The organism is Pseudomonas sp. C9-3, from assembly GCF_032392015.1.
Lineage (GTDB): Bacteria > Pseudomonadota > Gammaproteobacteria > Pseudomonadales > Pseudomonadaceae > Pseudomonas > Pseudomonas nitroreducens.
Genome location: NZ_CP135919.1, coordinates 2,688,658 through 2,707,674 on the forward strand (window position 1 = coordinate 2,688,658; position 19,017 = coordinate 2,707,674).

General features: G+C 65.9%; 16 protein-coding genes. 6 read left to right on the forward strand and 10 right to left on the reverse strand.

Annotated features, from left to right (window positions below; translation table 11 throughout):
- Positions 1 to 2: 2 nt before the first annotated feature.
- Genes RS899_RS12030 through RS899_RS12040 form a run of 3 tightly spaced genes read left to right on the forward strand, consistent with a single transcriptional unit; the run spans position 3 to position 2,187 of the window.
- Positions 3 to 572 carry a PQQ-dependent catabolism-associated CXXCW motif protein gene (locus RS899_RS12030; protein ID WP_082450473.1) on the forward strand — a complete coding sequence of 190 codons (570 nt, stop codon included), beginning with the start codon at positions 3 to 5 and terminating at the stop codon, positions 570 to 572.
- A 43-nt stretch (positions 573 to 615) separates the two neighbouring features.
- The gene (gene agmR, locus RS899_RS12035) at positions 616 to 1,281 is read left to right on the forward strand and encodes a response regulator AgmR (protein WP_024764454.1); all 666 of its coding nucleotides are present in this window, start codon (positions 616 to 618) and stop codon (positions 1,279 to 1,281) included.
- A gap of 45 nt (positions 1,282 to 1,326) precedes the next feature.
- A complete protein-coding gene (locus tag RS899_RS12040) occupies positions 1,327 to 2,187 on the forward strand; it encodes a DMT family transporter (protein ID WP_315810049.1) in 861 nt (286 codons plus the stop codon).
- Between the two features lie 261 nt (positions 2,188 to 2,448).
- Here the strand turns inward: RS899_RS12040 and nahK are convergent, their stop codons facing one another.
- The 5 genes from nahK to pqqF all read right to left on the reverse strand — a co-directional run bounded on the left by nahK (position 2,449) and on the right by pqqF (position 10,981).
- Positions 2,449 to 5,076, reverse strand: coding sequence for a hybrid sensor histidine kinase/response regulator NahK/ErcS' (nahK, locus tag RS899_RS12045; RefSeq protein WP_315810050.1), 2,628 nt, complete (start codon positions 5,074 to 5,076; stop codon positions 2,449 to 2,451).
- Complete coding sequence (gene nosP / locus RS899_RS12050) at positions 5,006 to 6,163, reverse strand: nitric oxide-sensing protein NosP (RefSeq protein WP_233300204.1); 1,158 nt, start codon at positions 6,161 to 6,163, stop codon at positions 5,006 to 5,008. The genes nahK and nosP overlap by 71 nt, the downstream gene beginning before the upstream one ends.
- A gap of 542 nt (positions 6,164 to 6,705) precedes the next feature.
- Complete coding sequence (locus RS899_RS12055) at positions 6,706 to 7,098, reverse strand: hypothetical protein (RefSeq protein ID WP_315810051.1); 393 nt, start codon at positions 7,096 to 7,098, stop codon at positions 6,706 to 6,708.
- Positions 7,099 to 7,182: 84 nt separating this feature from the next.
- Positions 7,183 to 8,385, reverse strand: a complete 1,203-nt coding sequence (locus RS899_RS12060; RefSeq protein WP_315810052.1) for a porin — start codon at positions 8,383 to 8,385, stop codon at positions 7,183 to 7,185.
- 304 nt (positions 8,386 to 8,689) lie between these two features.
- Positions 8,690 to 10,981, reverse strand: a complete 2,292-nt coding sequence (gene pqqF / locus RS899_RS12065; protein ID WP_315810053.1) for a pyrroloquinoline quinone biosynthesis protein PqqF — start codon at positions 10,979 to 10,981, stop codon at positions 8,690 to 8,692.
- A gap of 150 nt (positions 10,982 to 11,131) precedes the next feature.
- Between pqqF and RS899_RS12070 the strand changes: the two genes are divergently transcribed.
- Entirely contained in the window at positions 11,132 to 11,659 is a 528-nt protein-coding gene (locus tag RS899_RS12070; RefSeq protein WP_315810054.1) for a cysteine hydrolase family protein, read from the forward strand.
- A 19-nt stretch (positions 11,660 to 11,678) separates the two neighbouring features.
- Positions 11,679 to 12,599, forward strand: a complete 921-nt coding sequence (locus RS899_RS12075; protein WP_315810055.1) for a LysR family transcriptional regulator — start codon at positions 11,679 to 11,681, stop codon at positions 12,597 to 12,599.
- 63 nt (positions 12,600 to 12,662) lie between these two features.
- Here RS899_RS12075 and RS899_RS12080 read toward each other — a convergent pair whose 3' ends face one another.
- The 4 genes from RS899_RS12080 to RS899_RS12095 form a co-directional block, all read right to left on the reverse strand.
- Positions 12,663 to 14,102 carry a short-chain fatty acid transporter gene (locus RS899_RS12080; protein ID WP_233300209.1) on the reverse strand — a complete coding sequence of 480 codons (1,440 nt, stop codon included), beginning with the start codon at positions 14,100 to 14,102 and terminating at the stop codon, positions 12,663 to 12,665.
- 249 nt (positions 14,103 to 14,351) lie between these two features.
- Entirely contained in the window at positions 14,352 to 15,533 is a 1,182-nt protein-coding gene (locus RS899_RS12085; protein ID WP_315810056.1) for an acetyl-CoA C-acetyltransferase, read from the reverse strand.
- Between the two features lie 129 nt (positions 15,534 to 15,662).
- Positions 15,663 to 16,319 carry a CoA transferase subunit B gene (locus RS899_RS12090; protein ID WP_054907003.1) on the reverse strand — a complete coding sequence of 219 codons (657 nt, stop codon included), beginning with the start codon at positions 16,317 to 16,319 and terminating at the stop codon, positions 15,663 to 15,665.
- Positions 16,320 to 16,465: 146 nt separating this feature from the next.
- Positions 16,466 to 17,161 (reverse strand): CoA transferase subunit A, encoded by a 696-nt coding sequence (locus tag RS899_RS12095; protein WP_233300211.1) that lies wholly within the window; start codon positions 17,159 to 17,161, stop codon positions 16,466 to 16,468.
- Positions 17,162 to 17,283: 122 nt separating this feature from the next.
- Here RS899_RS12095 and RS899_RS12100 point away from each other — a divergent pair, with 122 nt between their 5' ends.
- Positions 17,284 to 18,180 carry a LysR family transcriptional regulator gene (locus RS899_RS12100; protein ID WP_315810057.1) on the forward strand — a complete coding sequence of 299 codons (897 nt, stop codon included), beginning with the start codon at positions 17,284 to 17,286 and terminating at the stop codon, positions 18,178 to 18,180.
- 41 nt (positions 18,181 to 18,221) lie between these two features.
- Here RS899_RS12100 and RS899_RS12105 read toward each other — a convergent pair whose 3' ends face one another.
- Entirely contained in the window at positions 18,222 to 18,776 is a 555-nt protein-coding gene (locus tag RS899_RS12105) for a VOC family protein (RefSeq protein ID WP_315810058.1), read from the reverse strand.
- Positions 18,777 to 19,017 lie beyond the last annotated feature (241 nt).

Here is a 19,017-nt window from a genome sequence, read left to right on the forward strand (position 1 = left end):
CCATGCCTCGCCTTGCCACTGCCCTGTACGGCCACGTGAGCGGCTGCCTCGCCGCGTGCCTGCTCAGCCTGACGCTTCCGGCCGCGCAGGCCGACGACACGCCGCTGTTCTCCGCAGACGGCTATCGCCAGGCCCAGTACCGCAGCCCGACGCCGCCTTCCGCCGACCACGCCGTCACCCTCGACACCCCCGCCCTGCAGGCGCTGCTCAAGCGCGAGCCGAAGGCCCGGCTGGTGGACGTCTACCGCCGCACCTTCTTGAACGGCCAGTTCGTCGAAGACGAAAAGCACCGCAACCTGCCCGGCAGCCTGTGGCTGGCCAACGTCGGCACCGGCACCCTGGAGCCGCAGTGGCAGGCCTATTTCGAGCAGAATCTCTCCCGACTCACCGAGGGCGATGCCAAACGCCCGCTGGTGTTCTACTGCCGCTCCGACTGCTGGATGAGCTGGAACGCCATCCGCCGCGCGCATGCGCTGGGCTATGCCAGCCTCTACTGGTACCGTGACGGTATCGATGCCTGGGAACAGGCAGGACTGCCCCTGCAGGACGCCCAGCCGCAACCTGTGAAATAACTTTGCGATCACCGCCCATAACGACAACAACGAGGTGCAGGCCATGTACAAGATCCTGATCGCCGACGATCACCCGCTGTTCCGCGAGGCGATCCACAACGTCATCGCCGACGGCTTCCCCGGCAGCGAAGTGATGGAAACTGCCGACCTCGACAGCGCGCTGGGCCTGACCCAGGAACACGACGATCTCGACCTGATCCTGCTCGACCTGAACATGCCCGGCATGCATGGCCTGAACGGCCTGATGAGCCTGCGCAACGAGGCACCGACCATCCCGGTGGTGATCGTCTCCGCCGAGCAGGACAAGCAGGTCGTCCTGCAAGCCATCACCTACGGCGCCGTGGGTTTCATCACCAAGTCCTCGCCGCGCGTGCAGATGACCGAGGCCATCGAACAGATTCTCAACGGCAACGTCTACCTGCCGTCGGACATCATCCGCACCCAGAAGTCCTCGCCACGCCGCAGCGGCCAGGAAGACCACAGCATCCCACCGGAACTGCTGCAGGCGCTGACCCGCAAGCAGCTGCTGGTGCTGGAGCGGATGACCAAGGGCGAGTCGAACAAGCAGATCGCCTACAACCTGGAAATTGCCGAGACCACGGTGAAGGCGCACGTCTCCGCCATCCTGCGCAAGCTGAAGGTGCACAACCGCGTGCAGGCGATTCTCTGCGCGGGCGACATCGACTTCGCCGCCTACCTGCGTCGCTGAAATTTTCATCATCGTGCCGCTGAGACCGCTACCGGGAACCACTCGATGCCCTCCACCCGCACCCTGAGCCTCACCGGGCTGGCGATGCTCGCCTTCGCCGGCAACTCCATCCTCTGTCGCCTGGCGCTCAAGGCCACCAGCATCGATGCGGTGAGCTTCACCGGCCTCCGCATCTTCTCGGGCGCGCTGATGCTCGCCGTGCTGCTCAGACTGCGCCGCCGCGCCGCCAGCGAAGGCGGTAACTGGCGCGCGGCAGCGGCGCTGTTCGTCTACGCCGCAGCCTTCTCCTACGCCTACGTGCAGCTGGATGCGGGTACCGGCGCCCTGCTGCTGTTCGGCGCGGCGCAGGTGACCATGATCCTGGTCGGCCTGCTGCGCGGCGAACGCCTGCACGGCCAGGCGCTGCTCGGCTTCCTGCTGGCCCTAGGCGGCCTGCTCGCCCAATTGCTGCCCAGCGCCAGCGCGCCGCCGTTGGCCGGCGCGCTGCTGATGCTGCTGTCGGGTGTGGCCTGGGGGCTGTATTCGTTGCTGGGTCGCAAGGGCAGCGATCCGCTGGCGATCAGCACCGGCAACTTTGTCCGCGCCATTGCCTTTGCGGCCTTGCTGGCGGCTTTTTTCCACTCCGATCTACGGGTGGATGCGATGGGTGTCGTCTATGCCGTGCTGTCCGGCGCAGTGGCGTCGGGCATCGGCTACGCGATCTGGTACAGCGCACTACCGGGTCTGTCGGCGATCCAGGGCGCTTCGGTGCAGTTGAGCGTACCCATTCTCGCCGCCCTTTCCGGCGCCGTGTTGCTCGGCGAGGCGATCAGCCTGCGCCTGGCACTGGTGTCATTGGCGGTGCTCGGCGGGATCGCGCTGATCCTGCTGGCCAAGGTGCGCGCTCCAGCCGCCCAGCGGGCCTGACTCAATCTGTTTTTTGTAGGAGCGAGCTTGCTCGCGAACGATGTTTCCGCGTTGGGCGGTTCGCGAGCAAGCTCGCTCCTACAATTCGTGGGCCTGGGAAGGTCCGTGCAAGCTATTACCCTCTCCCAGAGGATGGGAGGCGTATGGTGCAGGATGTAACCACAACTTCAGCCGGTACGGACTCCCCCTCTCCCCTTGGGAGAGGGCTGGGGTGAGGGCCGGCCCGAGCGCCGAAACTACCCGCAGACTACGGCGCCCAAATCAGTGGGCGCTATCGATCAGATGGCACAGCGCCGTCTTCAGCTTCATCGGCCGCACCGGTTTGTGCATCAGCGTGTGCCCCAGCTCGCGGATCTGCTGCTTCAGCTCGTTGCTGTAGTTGGCGGTGATCATCAGCGCCGGTAGCGGCGTGCCGCGCCGGGCGTTGATCGAGGCGACGGCATCGACGCCGTTCAGCCCCTCGTCCAGGTGGTAATCGACGATCAACAGGTCCGACTCGGCATGGAAATTATCGACCTGCCGCGCCAGGTCCTCTTCCGACAGCGCGGTCACCACCTGGCAACCCCAGGTTTCCAGCAACGTGCGCATGCCGGCGCAGATCGCGGCATCGTTATCCAGCACCCAGACGCGCGACCCGCGCAGGCGCTCCACCAGGTCGTCGGCGGTACGCTCCGGCTCCGGCTCGGTGCGCGCCACACGGCGAGCCAGGGGGACTTCGATGGAAAAACGCGACCCCTTGCCCGGCGCCGACTCCACCTGGATACGATGGCCCAGCATGCGCGCGATCTTCTCGACGATCGCCAGCCCCAGCCCCAGGCCGCGGTCCTGGTGAAAGCGCTGCACGTCACCGCGCTTGAACTCCTGGAATATCTCGCCGAGCTTGTCCGCGGCGATGCCCACGCCGGTGTCCCAGACCTCGATCCACAGGCTGTGCCGGCGCCGCCGACAGCCCAGTAGCACGCGCCCGGAAGGCGTGTAGCGGATGGCGTTGGTCAGCAGGTTGCGCAGGATCCGCGCCAGCAGCTGGATATCGCTGCGCACCTGGGCGCCGCAGGGTACGAAGTCCAGCGCCAGGCCTTCGCTGGCGGCCACCTGGCGGTATTCGGCGGCGAGGTTGCCGAGCAGTTCGCTGACGTCGAACGAGGCGATGTCCGGCTTGATCACCCCGGCGTCCAGCTTGGAGATGTCCACCAGGGTGCCGAGCAGCGTTTCAACGTCCTCCAGCGACTGGCTGATGTTGCGCACCAGGGCTTCGCCGCTGCGCTCCTGCAGGGCACTGGTGAACAACCTCGCGGCGTTCAGCGGCTGCAGCAGGTCATGGCTGACGGCGGCGAGGAACTTGGTCTTCGACAGGTTGGCCTGCTCGGCCTCGCGCTTGGCCTCGCGCAGCCGGCCCTCGACCTGGCTGCGTTCGTCGATCTCGCGCTTGAGCTGGTCGTTGAGGCTGGTCAGCTCGGCGGTGCGTTCGCGTACCCGTTGCTCCAGGTTCTGGTAGGCCTGGTGCAACGCTTCGGCGGTGCGGCGGCGCTCGGTGATGTCGCGGATCAGCACGAACAGCCCGCTCACCGTGCCGTCGGCCTGGCGGTTGGGTACGTAGGAGCGTTGCATGTAGCGCTCCTGCCCGGTCAGGTTGGTCTCGGCAATCTCGAAGGTGACGCTTTCGCCCGACAGCGCGCGCTCGAAGTACGGCTCCAGGCGCTGGCAGTGCTCGGCGCTGTGCACCTCGCGCAGGTTGCGCCCGAGCATCGAGCCGCTGGGCCAGCGGTACCACTCCTCGTAGACCTTGTTGGTGAAGTCGTAGTCGAGGTCGGCGGTGAGGTAGGCGATCAGCGCCGGCACCTGGTCGGTGATCAGGCGAATCCAGCGCTCGCTCTCGCGCAGCGCTTCGGCGTGGCGGTAGCGCTCGGTAATGTCGGTGAAGGTGTTGACGAAGCCACCGGTAGGCAGCGCGTGGGTGCGAATCTCGAGCATGCGGCCGTCGAACAGTCGCTGCTCGATCACCCCTTCCGCCTCACCCTTGCGCGGCCGGCTGCGTGGGGTCAGCAGCGGCAGTTCGCTGTCGGCCATGACCTCGGCGAAGGGCCGGTGAGCCTCGATCGGCGCCAGTCCGCAGAGCTCCAGGAAGCGCCGGTTCCACAGCTCCAGCGCGCCGTCGGCGCCGACCATGGCCACGCCCTGGGACAGGTTGTCTACGGCGCGTTGCAGCAGGTGCGACTTCTGCGCCACCGCCTGCTCGCGGCGCGCCATCTCGCTCTGCTTGATCTCGGTGATGTCGCTGTAGAGCACTACCAGGCCGCCGTCGCGGGTGGGCCGCTCGGTCACCCGGACCCAACGGTCGTTACGCAGCCGATAGAGGGTGTGCTCGTCATCGCTGCTGCGCTGTTCCTCGACGATCAGCCCGCTGCTCTGCGCCAGTCGGCGCACTTCGGCGAGTCGCGTTCCCGTGCCGACGCGGGCGCGGGTCTGCGCCCAGAAGGCACGGAAGCGTTCGTTGTAGAGGACGATGCGCTGCTGCGGATCGAACAGCACGAAGGCGTCGGAAATGCTCTCCACGGCGTCCAGCAGGTGCTGGTGCGCGGTCTCGGCGCGCAGGCGGGCATCGCTGAGCAGCTGGTTGCTGGACTTCAGCTCGACCATCGCCTCGCTCAGCGCGTCGGTACGCTCGCGCACCTGCTCGGCCAGCACCACGGAATGCTGGAAGGCGCCGTAGGCGTTGTCGCCACGGGACGTCGCGGACTCCACGCGCTCGATCAGCGCCGCGTTGATCCGCTGCAGCTTGTGGTTGTCGCGCTCCAGCTCGTCGATCCGCGCGCGCAGTTCAGCCTCCGGCGTTGCCCCGAGGACGGCCAATGGCGACACCGGTGAAGGTCTGGTTGATATGCATGCCATTGAATTGTTCCCCGTAGGTGTTGAAGCCGATCACCTGCTGGCTTCGGAGAAACTCGGCGGTGGGTTCGGTATCGCCGGCCACTTCCAGCTCCAGGCGGCGCAGGAAACAGTCGCAGCCGATAGTCAGCAGCGGCGGCCCGAGGCGCTCATGCAGGCGCTGGAACTGTGCCTGCAGCCCCGGCAGCAACGGGCCGGTGCTCATGGCGGTGAGGACGATGCCGTTCTCCACCGCGCAGTAGAAAGTCAGGCTGAGGTCGTCGTTGACCTGCTGGATCGAGCGCACGTAGTACTGGTCGCGCACCCGCACCGCCAGCGGGTGCGCCGGGAACAGCGAGAAATCCAGCTGCTGCAGCGGCACGCCGACCAGCCGCGCGAACTCCAGGGCGGCCGGTTCGGCGTTGAGCTCCAGCACCCGGCGGCTGTCGCTGTCGGCGCGGGTAACCACCAGTTTCTCCTCGCTGGGCAGCACGTGGTGGGTGGTGAACACCTCGAAGTCCAGCCAGGTATTGAACAGCACCACGACGGCCGCCCCTGTGTGGAACTGGCCCTGGTAGTAGACGTGGGTGTGGGTCAGGTGGTTGTCGTCACCGGCCGAGCCACCGAAATGCGGAATGGCGCCGAGCGCCGCGCTCAGTGCGGCGAGCACCACTTCCTCGCGGCTGGACAGGCCATCGAGCAGGGTCAGGGCGAAACTGTGGTCCTTGATCGGCGCCAGCCCTGCGCAGCGACAGTCGGCCACCAGGGATTCGACCATCTGCTGGGCATCGATCAGGCTGAAGCGTTCCATCTCGTCCACCAGCGCGCAGGAGATGGCGAAGCTGCGCAGGTCGAAGCCCACGGCGGTGACGCAGCCACGGCCATAGCCCTGCGGGGTGATCTCGCCGGCGGTGGTGCAACCGGCCAGGTCGATGCCGCCGAAGTACTGCTCCAGCGCGGCGGCCAGCGCCGGCAGGTCGTATTCGGCAGAGCAGAAGAACAGCACGAAGCCCAGGTTCGGATGGATCAGTTGCCGCGCCAGGTCCTGGGCGACCGCCTCGACGTCGCGGGCATCGGACATGCCGCGAACGACTCCTTGTGTTTCGTGCATGGCGTGCGCCCAGTCAGGATATCGACGCTGGCATTCTACGAAGGGGCTGGAGTGGACCCCATGCTACTTGGGTCGCGGCGGGTCTATCCGAAAGTAGCGGGATGTCTGTAGGAGCGAGCCGCACCCGCGATCACGCGCTTGAGGCGTTCCCTCGAGTCAGCGTCGGGCTTTCCAATTGCGATGCCTGGAGCTTGGGTATTCCGGCGCCGCTTTTGCGTACGCGCGGGCTCAGTGTTTCGCCCCCTCGGGCGAGTTACTTTCTCAAACGCCAGAAAGTAACCAAAGGGCTCGCCCCTACATCCGGTTTTTCGCTTCGCGAAAAATACCCTCGGTTCCTCGGAGTTTCAGGGGCCCGCCACGAAGGGCCATCCCTGGCCCATCGTGGCTCTCGCGACATCCATGTCGCTCAACCCCTGAAACTCCGATCACCTTCGGCCTCCTGAAAGGGGCACTCCGGAGCGCGCGGATGTTTCTCTGGAAGACTTCATGAGCCAGAGCAATGACGCTACTTGTCAGGCCCCCAGGAGCCGGCCCTGCCAGCGTTAGCCCATCGGCCAGAACAGCAACGTCAGTACCAGCATCCCGGCGTAGAACCCCGTCTCCACGGTCTCCGTCCACGGCTGAATCCTGCGCAGCGCGCCGTAGATGTGCACCGCCACCATGAACCCCGCCACCGCCGCCAGCACCTCGAAAGTGGTCACCAGCGCCTCGCCGGTCAACGCCGCGCGCAACATCAGCCCTTCGACGATGAGGATGAACGCCCCCAGGCAGCGCCCGAAATACACCGCAAGATCGGTGTGTTCCGGCAACTGCCACTGCATCACCCGCGCCCACAGCAGCGGCACCAGGAAGATGGGCAAGGCGAACACCAGGGTGGTGGCGATGGACAGAACCAGCAGGTAAGTCTGCGCGTGCGCGCTCCACGATCCGATCATGACGAGCCTTCCTTGAAGTGAAGAAAAAAGGCGGGCGACACGCTGTGCCAACCCGCCGAAATGGAGCCAAAGGAGTTTGCGGAGTTACCAGTTGAGGACGGCGCCCACCGCGAAGGTGTCGGTGTCCTCGCTGACGGTGGAGCCCTTGCGCCCGTCGATCTCGTAGACGTTGTACTCGGCCACCAGCTTGAGGTTGTCGTTGATGGTGCGGAAGTAGGCGATGCCCTTGGTGGAGTAGTCCGCTGCGCTGCCCAGGCCATTGCCGTCGTCGCGGGTCTCGCCGGTGGACAGCGCCACACGGTTCTTGCCCCAGCTGTAGGAGCCCTGCAACAGCACGCCGCGGCTGTCCACTTCGCGCAGCGCGGCTTCGCCGGCGTTGTTGGTGAAGAACGGGTTGATGCCCTTGGCGGTGAAGCCCGAACCGGTCAGCGAGAGGCCACCCATCTTCGCCTGGATGCCGTAGCCCAGGCCCTTGGAAGTCACGCTGTCGACTTCGTCGTTGGTGTTCTTCGAGGTCTGGTAGGCGCCGTTGACCCAGCTGTAGATCTGCGCGCCGCCGACGTCGAACTGGTAGCTGATCTCACTCTCGTAGCGCGGGTTGTCCTGGTAGGCCTTGTCGTCGAGGCCGTCGCTGGCGTCCTTGTCGATCTGGTTGGTGTCGATCGGGTCCATGATGCCGACGGCGACGCGCAGGCCGTCCACCAGGTTGTTGTTGCGGTAGGTGATTTGCGAGGTCGGGAACGGGTACGGGTAGCCGGTGCCGATGTTGCCGAAGGACACGCCCTTGCCATCCACCAGGCCAAGGGTGTCGCTGGCGTTGCCGAAGCCGGCGAGCAGTTCGTCGAGGAAGATGTTGGAGCGCGAGAACAGGCCGAAGTCCTTGCCGATCAGCACCTCGCCCCAGTCGCCGGCGACATTGCCGTAGAACTGGCGAACGTCGATGGCGGTATCGGTGCCGTCCTGCTCGCTGTCGTTGATGGTCACCCAGAACGACGAGCGCCCGGTGAGGGTCAGGCCGTCGATCTTCTTGCCGAAGTTGAAGCCGATGTAGTTGGGCAGGAAGCCCATCTTCACCCGCGACTGGCGGCGGTCGTAGGTTTCGCCGTTGCGGTCGACGTCGCTGTTCACATAGAAGGCGTTGAAGTAGCCGTCGGTGGAAAAGGTGGTGTCATCCTTGTCGTACAGCAGGATGTCGGCGCGAGCCACGCTCGACGCTGAAGACAGGGCCAGGGTGGCCAGTGCCAGCGGCAGAAGCTGGCGGCGGACGGCGATGTTGTTCTTGTTCATGGCGCTCTCCGGGTGAATGGAACGACTGCGGTTTCAGTCGTGGCGGAGGCGATTATCGAAATGGCGGAAGCGGCGACATACGCTGCTTTGGCGCCGTTTCACCGGGCCCTTCGGGCGTTCTGCGAGAGCGCTGCGCAAGGCTCTGCGACCGCCACTACCTCAGGCTCGCGGCGATGGTCGCGCAGGGTCGCGACCGCCGGGCCACTACCAGGGACCCGACCCAGGGAGCAGGTCGCGAGGCGTAAGGCAGAAGTCGACCGGGCGACCGCCTTGCGGACGGTACCCTCGGTCGAAAGTACGAGTCTCAGGCGCGGCTGAGCAGCAGCCAGTGGCCGCCCTGGGCCGAGGTCAGCGCGGAATGCGCGGCGCGTAGCTCGGTGCCGCAAAGGCTCTCCAGGGCTTCGGCCATGAGTGCCCGGTGAGGCGGCAGGACACCCGCCAACTGGTCATGCCAGGCCTGCTGCAGGCGCTCGGCGAAATCGCCCGGCGCGCAGGCCAGCTCGGCAGCCAGCGAAGCACGCAGGCTGTCGACGCGCTGCGGGTCGATGCGCAGCAGAGCCTCGCCCTGCTGGTAGAGGAAGCTGTCTACCTCGGCCTGCAATTCAACAGCCGAGAGCAGCGGCGACTGCACTGCGAAGAGGATCCCGCGCCGCATGCCTATCTGGCGGAAACCACAGTACAGCGCATAGGCCAGCTGCCGTTCACCGCGCAGCCAATGGAAGAAAGCCGGCTCCAGCACACGGGCCAGCAGGCGCCACGCGGCTTCGTCCGCCACCGAGCGGGACACCAGTGGGCAGAACAGCAGCAACGCTGCTTCACCCGGCGTCTCCAGCACCTGGCGGTGGCGGCCGGGCGGCCCGCTGCGCGGTGGCAGCGCGCTGGTGGTCGAGTGATCGGCCAGGGTATCCGGCAACTCGATGCCCAGGGCCAGGGCGTCCCAGTGAGCAGCCGACCAGTCCGGCAGTGCTTCGCTGTCCCCCGCCAGCATCTGCGGCAGCAGGTCGATCAACTGACGGATGGGCATTTCGCCTTCGCGGCGACGGCGTTCGGCCGCCAGCAGGCGCGCGCCCTGCCCCAGTACTGCGGCTGGAGGATGCTGGAGGGCATTGATAGCGCACTCGGCCAGGTCGGCGAGCTGGTTTCTTGCGCCGGACAGCAGCAGCGTCCAGTCACTTTCCAGGGCTTCCAGGCGCAGCGTGACACCTTCGTGCCGCGCCGCGCCAGCCAACGGGCGCAACACCTGCCGCGCACTGAGGAAGGCCTGTCGACCCGGCGCCTGGGGGAAGCGCCAGCGCAGGTGCAGGGCCGCGGGCTCGCTGTCGGCCGGGAGCTGCGTCGGTGCAAAGGACCAGGGCTCGGCACGCAGCGGTTCGGCGGGGCGCTTCGCGCAGCGCACGACGTCGAGAATGAAGCCGGCCGAGGTCAGGGATTCGACGATCACCGACTCCGAGGCCAACAGGCGGATCATTCGCGACGCCACCAATTGGCCGAGCCAGGCCGATGACGCGTCGCTGCGCGCTCTGCGCTGCAACTGCGCCAATGAGCCCGTTGCCCCATCGGCAGGCGCAGCGGCGAGCACATCCGCCGGCAACTTGCGCAGCGCCTCCAGCCAGGAGAGAAAGGCCGACTCCACGAGATCGGCCGTGGACGCTTCGGCCAGTTCGAAATCGAAACGCAGCAACGCCTGGCCGTCGGCGAAGCGGCTCAGGCGCGCACGAGCACTGTCGGCCAGCCCGTTTTGGCCCAGGCAGGCCAGCAGCGAGCCGGGCGCCTCGTCGGCCAGCCAGCCCTGCAGTTGCTCCAGCAGCGCGCCGCCCTCGCCCGCCATGCCATCCAGAGCGAATGCCAGGACCAGCCGTGGCGCGCCCGGCAAGCGCAGTTTCAGTTCCTCACCGCTGAGCGGCAGAAGGGATTCCCGGTCAGCGCTTGCGACGGCCGCGCCCAGGGGAAACACACTCCCTTCACGCTCCGCCAATACCGCCAGCTCTTCCAGTGTTTGCGGCCCCTGTAACCAGAGTTCCAGCGCCCCGCCGACCTGGCAGGAGCGGATGAAATCACGCAGCGCCTGCTGGAACTCGGCACTTTCCACCTTCAGCGTGTCGCGCCGGCCGGCCACGAAACGCCCCAGCGCGTGCCCCGGCGCCACCGCCAAGGCCAGGGCGGCGTCGATCAGGGTGTCGGGATCGCGGCCGCGGGCAAGAAACTCGGCCTCCAGCACTTCACGTTCAGCCACCTGCACGGCTTCATCCAGGCGCGGTCGCGCGAGCATGTCCACCAGGCGCGCCAATCCGTCCCCCAATGCATCGGCCGGCACCTCGAAGAAGTAGTCGGTCTGCCGCGCGCGGGTGCTGGCGTTGACCCGCCCTCCGCGCGCCTGCACCCAGGGCATCAGCCGCTCGCCCTCGACGAAGCGTTCGCCGCAGAGGAACAGCAGGTGTTCGGTGAAATGCGCAAGGCCCGGGAAGGCTTCGGGCTCATCGTGGCTGCCCCGGGCAATGCGCAGCAGCGCAGCGGCGTGGCTGGCGCCGGGAGCATGAACGACAGTGGCGCGCAGGCCGTTGGCGAGGGTCAGGGTCTTGGCGGGGAATGTGTTCATCGGCATCCGGTCCGGTTCATGGCCGACACCATCGCCCAAGCCGGGGCAAAGGGAAATACGGCTTTGGCAGCAAATGCCTGCCGGCATTGGCCCGCCGCACTCGGGCGGCTACCATTCCCAGCTTCACTGAACCTTCGGAATTCCCTGACCATGAGCACCGCCCTGCTGATCATCGACGTCCAGTCCGACCTGTGTTCCGGCGACTCCGCCTGTTTCGACATCGACAACGTCCTGCAGCGCATCAACAGCATGAGCCGAGCAGCGCGGGAGGCCGCTGTGCCGGTGGTGCTGGTACAGCACGAGGACGATGACCTGCAGTATGGCAGCGCCGGCTGGCAGCTGGAAACGCGCCTGCTCACCGATCACTCCGACCTGAAGGTGCGCAAGACCACCCCGGATTCCTTCCTGCGCACTGACCTGGCCGAGCTGCTGCAATCGCGCGGCATCGACCACCTGGTGATCTGCGGCCTGCAGAGCGACTACTGCGTCGACACCACCACCCGCCGCTCCCTGGCCCAGGGCTATGCGGTGACGCTGGTGGGCGATGCGCACTCCACCGTCGACAACGCCGTGCTCAGCGCCGCGCAGATCACCGCGCATCACAATGCGGTGCTGGGCAGCATCAGCAGCTTCGGCCCGCGAGCCAAGGTCATCCCGGCCGCCGACGTGTGCTTCTGAAGCCCGCCAGGAGATCGCCATGAACTTCGACTGGAACGACATCCCGATCCTCCTCGCCCTCGCCCGTCACGGCAGCATGAGCGCCGCCGGCCGCGCGCTGGGCGTCGATCCCTCGACCATGAGCCGGCGCCTGGTGGCGGCGGAAGCCGCACTACAGACGCGGCTGTTCATCCGCGACAACTCCGGCTACAAGGCCACCGACGCCGGCGAGGCCTTCCTCAGCCATGCCGAACGCATCCTCGGCGATGTGCAGAGCATGCTGCTGGAGACCCGCGACGAAGCCAGCGCCATCAGCGGCAGCGTGCGCATCACGGCGGTGGACTTCCTCTTCAGCCACTGGCTGGTGCAGCACATGCCCCACCTGGCGCGCACCTACCCGAGCCTGCAGTTGCAGCTGATCCCGGCGAACCGTTCGTTGTCCTTCACCCGTCGCGAGGCCGACTTCGCGCTACGCCTGGCACGCCCGGCGGAAGACGCCGCACTGGTGATGCGCAAGGTCGCCGACATCGGTTTTGCCGTGTACGCGGCCACGTCCTTTTCCCGCGTGCCGGTGGAGCTGTGGCCACAGCAGGCCTGGCTGGGCTACGGCGAGGAACTCGACGATACGCCGGAGATGGCCTGGGTGCGGCGCTTCGCCCCCGGCGCCGGCTTCGCCCTGCGCGCCAGCAGCGTGACCACGCTGATCCATGCCTGCCAGAGCGGCCTGGGCATGGCCCTGCTGCCGTGCATCCTCGGTGATCGGGAGGGATTGGTGCGGCTGTCCGGGCCGGTGGTCATGCGGGAAATCTGGCTGCTCAGCCACCGCGACGCCGGCCGCATCGGCCGCTTCCAGGCGATCAGCGACTGGCTGCGCGAAGTGTTCGACCAGGATGCCGCGCAACTCAGCGGCGAGCACCTGGACGCCCGCGTGCTGGGCCCGGTGGAAATCAGCCGCGGCTGACCATGAAAAAGCCCGGATGTCTTGCGACATCCGGGCTTGCTGCTGCCGGGACCGAATGCGTGGTTACGGCTGGACCGGCGGCAGGTACTGCAGGGTGGTGCCCAGCGCCCAGAGCAGGAACAGCACCAGCGGGATGTGCACCAGCAACTGGACGAAGCTGAAGCCGATCAGGTCGCGGGCCTTCAGGCCCAGCACACCCAGCAGCGGCAGCATGTAGAACGGGTTGATCAGGTTCGGCAGCGCCTCGGCGGCGTTGTAGATCTGCACCGCCCAGCCCAGGTGGTATTGCAGCTCATTGGCCACCTGCATCACGTAGGGCGCCTCGATGATCCACTTGCCGCCGCCGGACGGGATGAAGAAGCCCAGCACCGCCGAGTACACGCCCATGAGCAGCGCATAGGTGTCGTGGGAGGCGATCTGCACGAAGAAGGTGGAGATGTGGTGGGCGATGGTCGAACCGTCGCCGCCCTTCACCGTGGTGAGGATCGCGGCGATGGAGCCATACAACGGGAACTGGATCAGCACACCGGTAGTGGTCGGCACGGCGCGGGCGACAGCATCAAGGAAGTTGCGCGGGCGCCAGTGCAGCAGCGCGCCGGCCATGATGAACAGCAGGTTGTAGGTATTCAGCCCGGAGATCGCGGTGATCGCCGGCTTGGTGCTGAACTCGTGGACCAGCCAGCCACCGGCCAGGGCCACCAGCATCAGGATCAGCAGCGGGCTGTGCTCCAGCCACTCGCCCGGGCGGGTCGCCTTCGGCGCGCTGGGCGGGGTGAAGCTGACGTCCACGCCGCAGGCCTTGGCATCGCGAGCGCTGCCGGCGCCGGGTGCGGTCATGTAGGCGATCACCAGCGACACCAGCACCAGGGCCAGCAGCATCACGCCGGATTGCCAGAGGAAGATCGTCTCGGTGAACGGGATGACGCCCGTGATCGCCAGGATCGACGGCGGCAGGCTGGCCGGGTTGGCCTGCAACTGCGCGGCGGACGACGACAGGCCCAGCGCCCACACGGCGCCCAGGCCCAGGTAGGCGGCTGCGCCAGCGGCGCGGTAATCCATCTTCAGGTCTTCGCGGCGAGCCAGTGCGCGCACCAGAAGGCCTCCGAACACCAGGGACAGGCCCCAGTTGAGCAGCGAAGCGACCATGGAGATCAGCGCGACCCAGGCCACCGCCGAGCGGCCGTTCTTCGGTACGCGGGCGAACAGGTCGATGAGCCTGGAAGCCGGGCCGGAACTGGCGACGACGTAACCGCCGATGACCACGAAGGCCATCTGCATGGTGAAGGGAATCAGGCTCCAGAAACCGTCACCGAAGGCCTTGGCGGTTTCAGTGGCCGGCGCGCCGATGGCCAGGGCGGCGACAGTGACGATCAGCACCGCGAGCGCGGCGAAGACCCAGGAGTCGGGGAACCAGCGTTCGGCCCAGTTGGAACAGGCCATGGCGAAGCGCGCGGAGCGGCTGTCCTGCAAGGCGGTGCCGGGTGTTTGCACGTGGGAAGTCATAACGGTCTACCTCATTGTTCTTGTAATGGCTCATTTGTGATGAGCTCGTCTGTATCGGCAAAACAGAAAAACCGCCCGGCCTGCGTGGGGCCGGACGGTGACGCAAGGTTTGTCGACGCCGGGGGACGTCGGAAACCGCGGCGGATGTCGTCTGTCGGTGTGCCCACCGCCCATCCGCCAGCCGGTCCGGCATTGCTACATGCCGGCCGGCGCTCGCCAATTGGTCGTTGGTCGTTGGTCGCGTGGTCCTCAGTCTTTGACAAGAGCCATGGCGACACCCTGGCCGCCACCGATGCACAGAGTGGCCAGACCCTTCTTCGCATCGCGGCGGAGCATTTCGTGAAGCAGCGTCACCAGCACGCGGGCGCCCGAAGCGCCGATCGGGTGGCCAAGGGCGACGGCGCCACCGTTGACGTTGACCTTCTCCGCGTTCCAGCCCAGTTCCTTGCCGACTGACAGCGCTTGCGCCGCAAAGGCCTCGTTGGCCTCGATCAGCTCGACCTCGTCCAGGCTCCAGCCGGCCTTCTCCAGGCAGCGACGGGTAGCAGTCACCGGGGCGATACCCATGATCGACGGGTCGACGCCGCTGCTGGCATAGGCTTGGATGCGCGCCAGAACCGGCAGGTTCAGACTGCGTGCGCGCTCGGCGCTCATCAGCAGCACGGCGGCGGCGCCATCGTTAAGGGTGGAAGCGTTGCCGGCGGTGACGGTGCCGTCCTTCTTGAAAGCCGGCTTGAGCTTGGCCAGGGACTCGGCAGTGGTGCCGGCGCGGGGCTGCTCGTCGGTGGCGAAGGACAGCGGGTCGCCCTTGCGCTGGGGAATCAGCACCGGGGTGATCTCGTCCTTGAAGCGCCCGGCCTCGATGGCCGAGGCGGCCTTGAGCTGGGACTGCGCGGCAAAGGCATCCTGGGCTTCACGGCTGATGCCGAACTTCTCCGCCAGGTTCTCGGCGGTGATGCCCATGTGGTAGTCGTTGAAGGCATCGATCAGGCCGTCGCGCAGCAGGGTGTCCTGCAGCTCGGCGTGGCCCATGCGCAGGCCGGTACGAGCCTTGGGCAGCACATAGGGCGCGAGGCTCATGCTTTCCTGGCCGCCGGCGATCACCACGTCGGCGTCGCCGCAGCGGATCGCCTGGACGCCGAGGAACAACGATTTCAGGCCCGAGCCGCAGAGCTTGTTGATGGTCATCGCGGGTACTTCAACCGGCAGACCCGCGCCGATGGACGCCTGGCGCGCGGGGTTCTGCCCGGCGCCGGCAGTGAGTACCTGGCCGAGGATGACTTCGTCGATCTGGTCCGGATTTACGCCGCTGCGTTCGAGCAGCGAGCGGATGACCAGGCTGCCCAGTTCATGGGCGGGAATATTCGCCAGGCTGCCCTGGAAGGCGCCGATGGCGGTACGGGTGGCGGCAACTATCACTACGTCTTGCATCTGAGGTACTCCGAAGCTGGCTTTGCCCCTGTAGGAGCGAGCTTGCTCGCGAACGTTCTTGTCCCGGTGCCCGGACTGGTTCGCGAGCAAGGACTAGGCGTCCCCCTCGCTCCTATACGGGGCAGGGGATCAGAAGGTCATTTCCTTCACATCGTCCGGCACGATCAGGCGGCCGGCGGTCTTTTCGGCGATCTCGGCAACGCTCACACCCGGCGCCGTCTCGCGCAAGATGAAGGCGCCGTCCTCGATCTCCAGGTAGGCCAGGTCGGTGAGTACCTTGCGGATGCAGCCGGCGCCGGTCAGCGGCAGCGAGCACTGGTCCAGCAGCTTGGATTCACCGTCCTTCGAAGCGTGGGTCATGGTGACGATGATGTTGTCCGCGCCGGCCACCAGGTCCATGGCGCCGCCCATGCCTTTCACCAGCTTGCCGGGAATCATCCAGGAGGCGATGTTGCCCTGTACGTCCACCTCGAAGGCACCGAGCACGGTGAGGTCGACGTGGCCGCCACGGATCATCGCGAAGGATTGCGCGGAGTCGAAGATCGACGCGCCCTTCACGGCGGTCACGGTCTGCTTGCCGGCGTTGATCATGTCGGCGTCGACGCTGTCTTCCGTGGGAAACGCGCCCATGCCGAGCAGGCCGTTCTCCGATTGCAGCATCACTTCCATGCCCTCGGGCACGTAGTTGGCGACCAGGGTCGGAATGCCGATGCCCAGGTTCACGTAGAAACCGTCCTGCAGCTCGCGCGCCACGCGCTGAGCCATTTGTTCGCGGGTAAGTGCCATGGCTGAATCTCTTCTCTTGTTCAATGCGGTTGAAGATCGAGCGAGCTAGCGACTGGCTAGGCGGATTTGAAACGAGGACGCGGAGTTTAGATGCCCTAAATGAGCAGGCCTTGTTTCCCGCCGCCAGGCCGACGCGCAGCCGATCCTTAGCGAGTCGTGCGCTTTTCGATGCGCTTCTCGAAGGAGCCCTGAATGATGCGGTCGACGTAGATGCCGGGGGTGTGGATCTGGGTGGGGTCCAGCTCGCCCGGTTCGACGATCTCTTCCACTTCGACGACGGTGATGCGGCCCGCGGTGGCGACGATGGGATTGAAGTTCTGCGCGGTGTGGCGATAGATGACGTTGCCGTAGTGGTCGGCCTTCCAGCCCTTGACGATGGCGAAGTCGCCGGTGATGGCGCGCTCCATCACATAGTGGCGACCGTCGAACTCGCGCACTTCCTTGCCTTCGGCGACCGGGGTGCCGTAGCCGGTGGCGGTGAAGAAGGCCGGGATGCCGGCGCCGCCAGCGCGGAGTTTTTCCGCCAGGGTGCCTTGCGGAGTGAGTTCGACCTCCAGTTCACCCGACAGCAGCTGCTGCTCGAACAGCGCGTTCTCGCCAACGTAGGACGCGATCATCTTGCGGATCTGCCGGTCCTCCAGCAGCACGCCCAGGCCGAAGCCGTCGATGCCGCAGTTGTTGGAAACCACGGTCAGGCCCTTCACGCCCAGCTTGCGGATCTGCGCGATGAGGTTTTCCGGGATGCCGCAGATGCCGAAACCGCCTGCCAGAACCGTCATGTCGTCGGTGAGCCCGGCGAGGGCCTCTTCATAACTGCCTACACGCTTGTCGAGTCCTGCCATGTTGCTGCCTCTTTCTTATTTGGAATGTCCGACCCATCGGTCAGAGAGCGAATGCAGCTTCACCGGCACAGACTGATTTGTTAAGTTTGTTTTTCCAATCGATTGATTTGGTATTTTTATCAATGACCGTAAAGCAACTGCGCGCCTTCCTCGCCGTCGCCCAGAGCCTGAGCTTCGCCCAGGCCTGCGAGCGCCTGCACCTGTCGCAACCGGCGCTGAGCTTGGCGATCAAGAGCCTGGAGGAATCCCTTGGCGGGCAATTGCTGGTGCGCACCACGCGCAATGTGGCGCTGACGCCGGAGGGCGAAACGCTGCTGCCGGTCGCCCGGCGCCTGCTGGCGGACTGGGACAATGCTGAAGAACTGATGCACCAGCACTTCACCCTGCAGCTGGGCAAGGTCTCCATCGCTGCCATGCCCTCCTTCGCCGGCAACCTGCTGCCCGCCGTACTGCGCACCTTCCGCGATCGCCACCCGAAGGTGAACGTGGCGGTGCACGACGTGATCAACGAGCAGGTGCTGGAGATGGTCCGCAACCGCCGTGTCGAACTGGGCATCGCGCTGGAACCGGACAGTCTCGACGGGCTGACCTTCACGCCCTTCTATACCGACCGTTTCGTCGCCGTGCTGCCGGCCGATTCGCCCTTCACGGGCGCATCGAAAATCACCTGGGAGCAATTGCTGGAAGATCACTTCATCACCCTGCAGCGCCCGTCCGCCGTGCGTTTGCTGTTGGAAGACCAGTTGGCGTCACGGCACGGGCGGCTGCCGGTGGCGTTCGAAAGCCATCAGTTGGTGACGGTGGGCCGCATGGTCGCCGAAGGGCTGGGCGTCAGCGCGGTGCCGCGCCTGTGCCGGCAGCAGATGGAAGAGCTGGGAGCGCGTTGCGTGGCGCTCGAAGAACCCTGCATCGAGCGCCGCGTCGGGCTGTTCTGCCTGGCGGAGCACAAGCTCTCCAGCGCGGCGCAGGCGCTGAGCGATGTGCTGGTAAAAGGAACGGATTGGGCGGATTTGGAATAGCACCGCTCGCGTCAGGTCGAGCGGTGCCTGATACGGCGACCTCAGGACGCGAACTTCTCCTTGTAACTGCCATCATGCATCCAGGCCACGTGCTTCGGGGCCCGCTTGGTCTGCGCCCACTCATCGAGCATGGCCCATTTCACCTCATCGAGCGCCGCGAGCATCTTCGCTGAGCCCGTGTTGGCCGCCAACTCCAGACGGTGACCGCTGGGGTCGAAGAAGTAGATCGACTGGAACATGGCGTGATCGGTCGGGCCAATTACCTCGATACCTGCGCTCTCCAGCCTTTGCCTGGCAGCCAGCAACGCCTCCAGCGACTCCACTTCCAGCGCCAGGTGCTGGGTCCAGACCGGCGTATTGCGGTCGCGGTCCTGGGGCGGGCTGCCGGGCAGTTCGAAGAACGCCAGAACGTTGCCCTGCCCGGCGTCGAGGAAGATGTGCATATAGGGGTCGCTTTCCCCGGTGGACGGCACGGCGTCTTCGGCAATCGACAACATCAGCTTCATCCCCAGGTGCTTCTCGTACCAAAGGGCAGTCTCGCGGGCGTCGCGGCAACGGTACGCCACGTGGTGAATCTTCTTGATGCTCGGGTCCATAGGAGTTCTCCGGGGCAGATACAGGAAAGGCGTCGGCGAATCAGCTCATTAATCATAATTCACTTACGTTTACCGTAATTTCAAAAAAGCCCGTGCGTCAACATCAAAATGGGCTGCGCGCATAGCGCTCCGTCAGTAGTGCTGCCTATTCAGAAAATTCCGCCATCATCCTGCGAATTAGCCCCGTCAATTACCTCTTGCTCAGGCGAATCTTCAAAATTACTCTTATCGTAATTGCTTT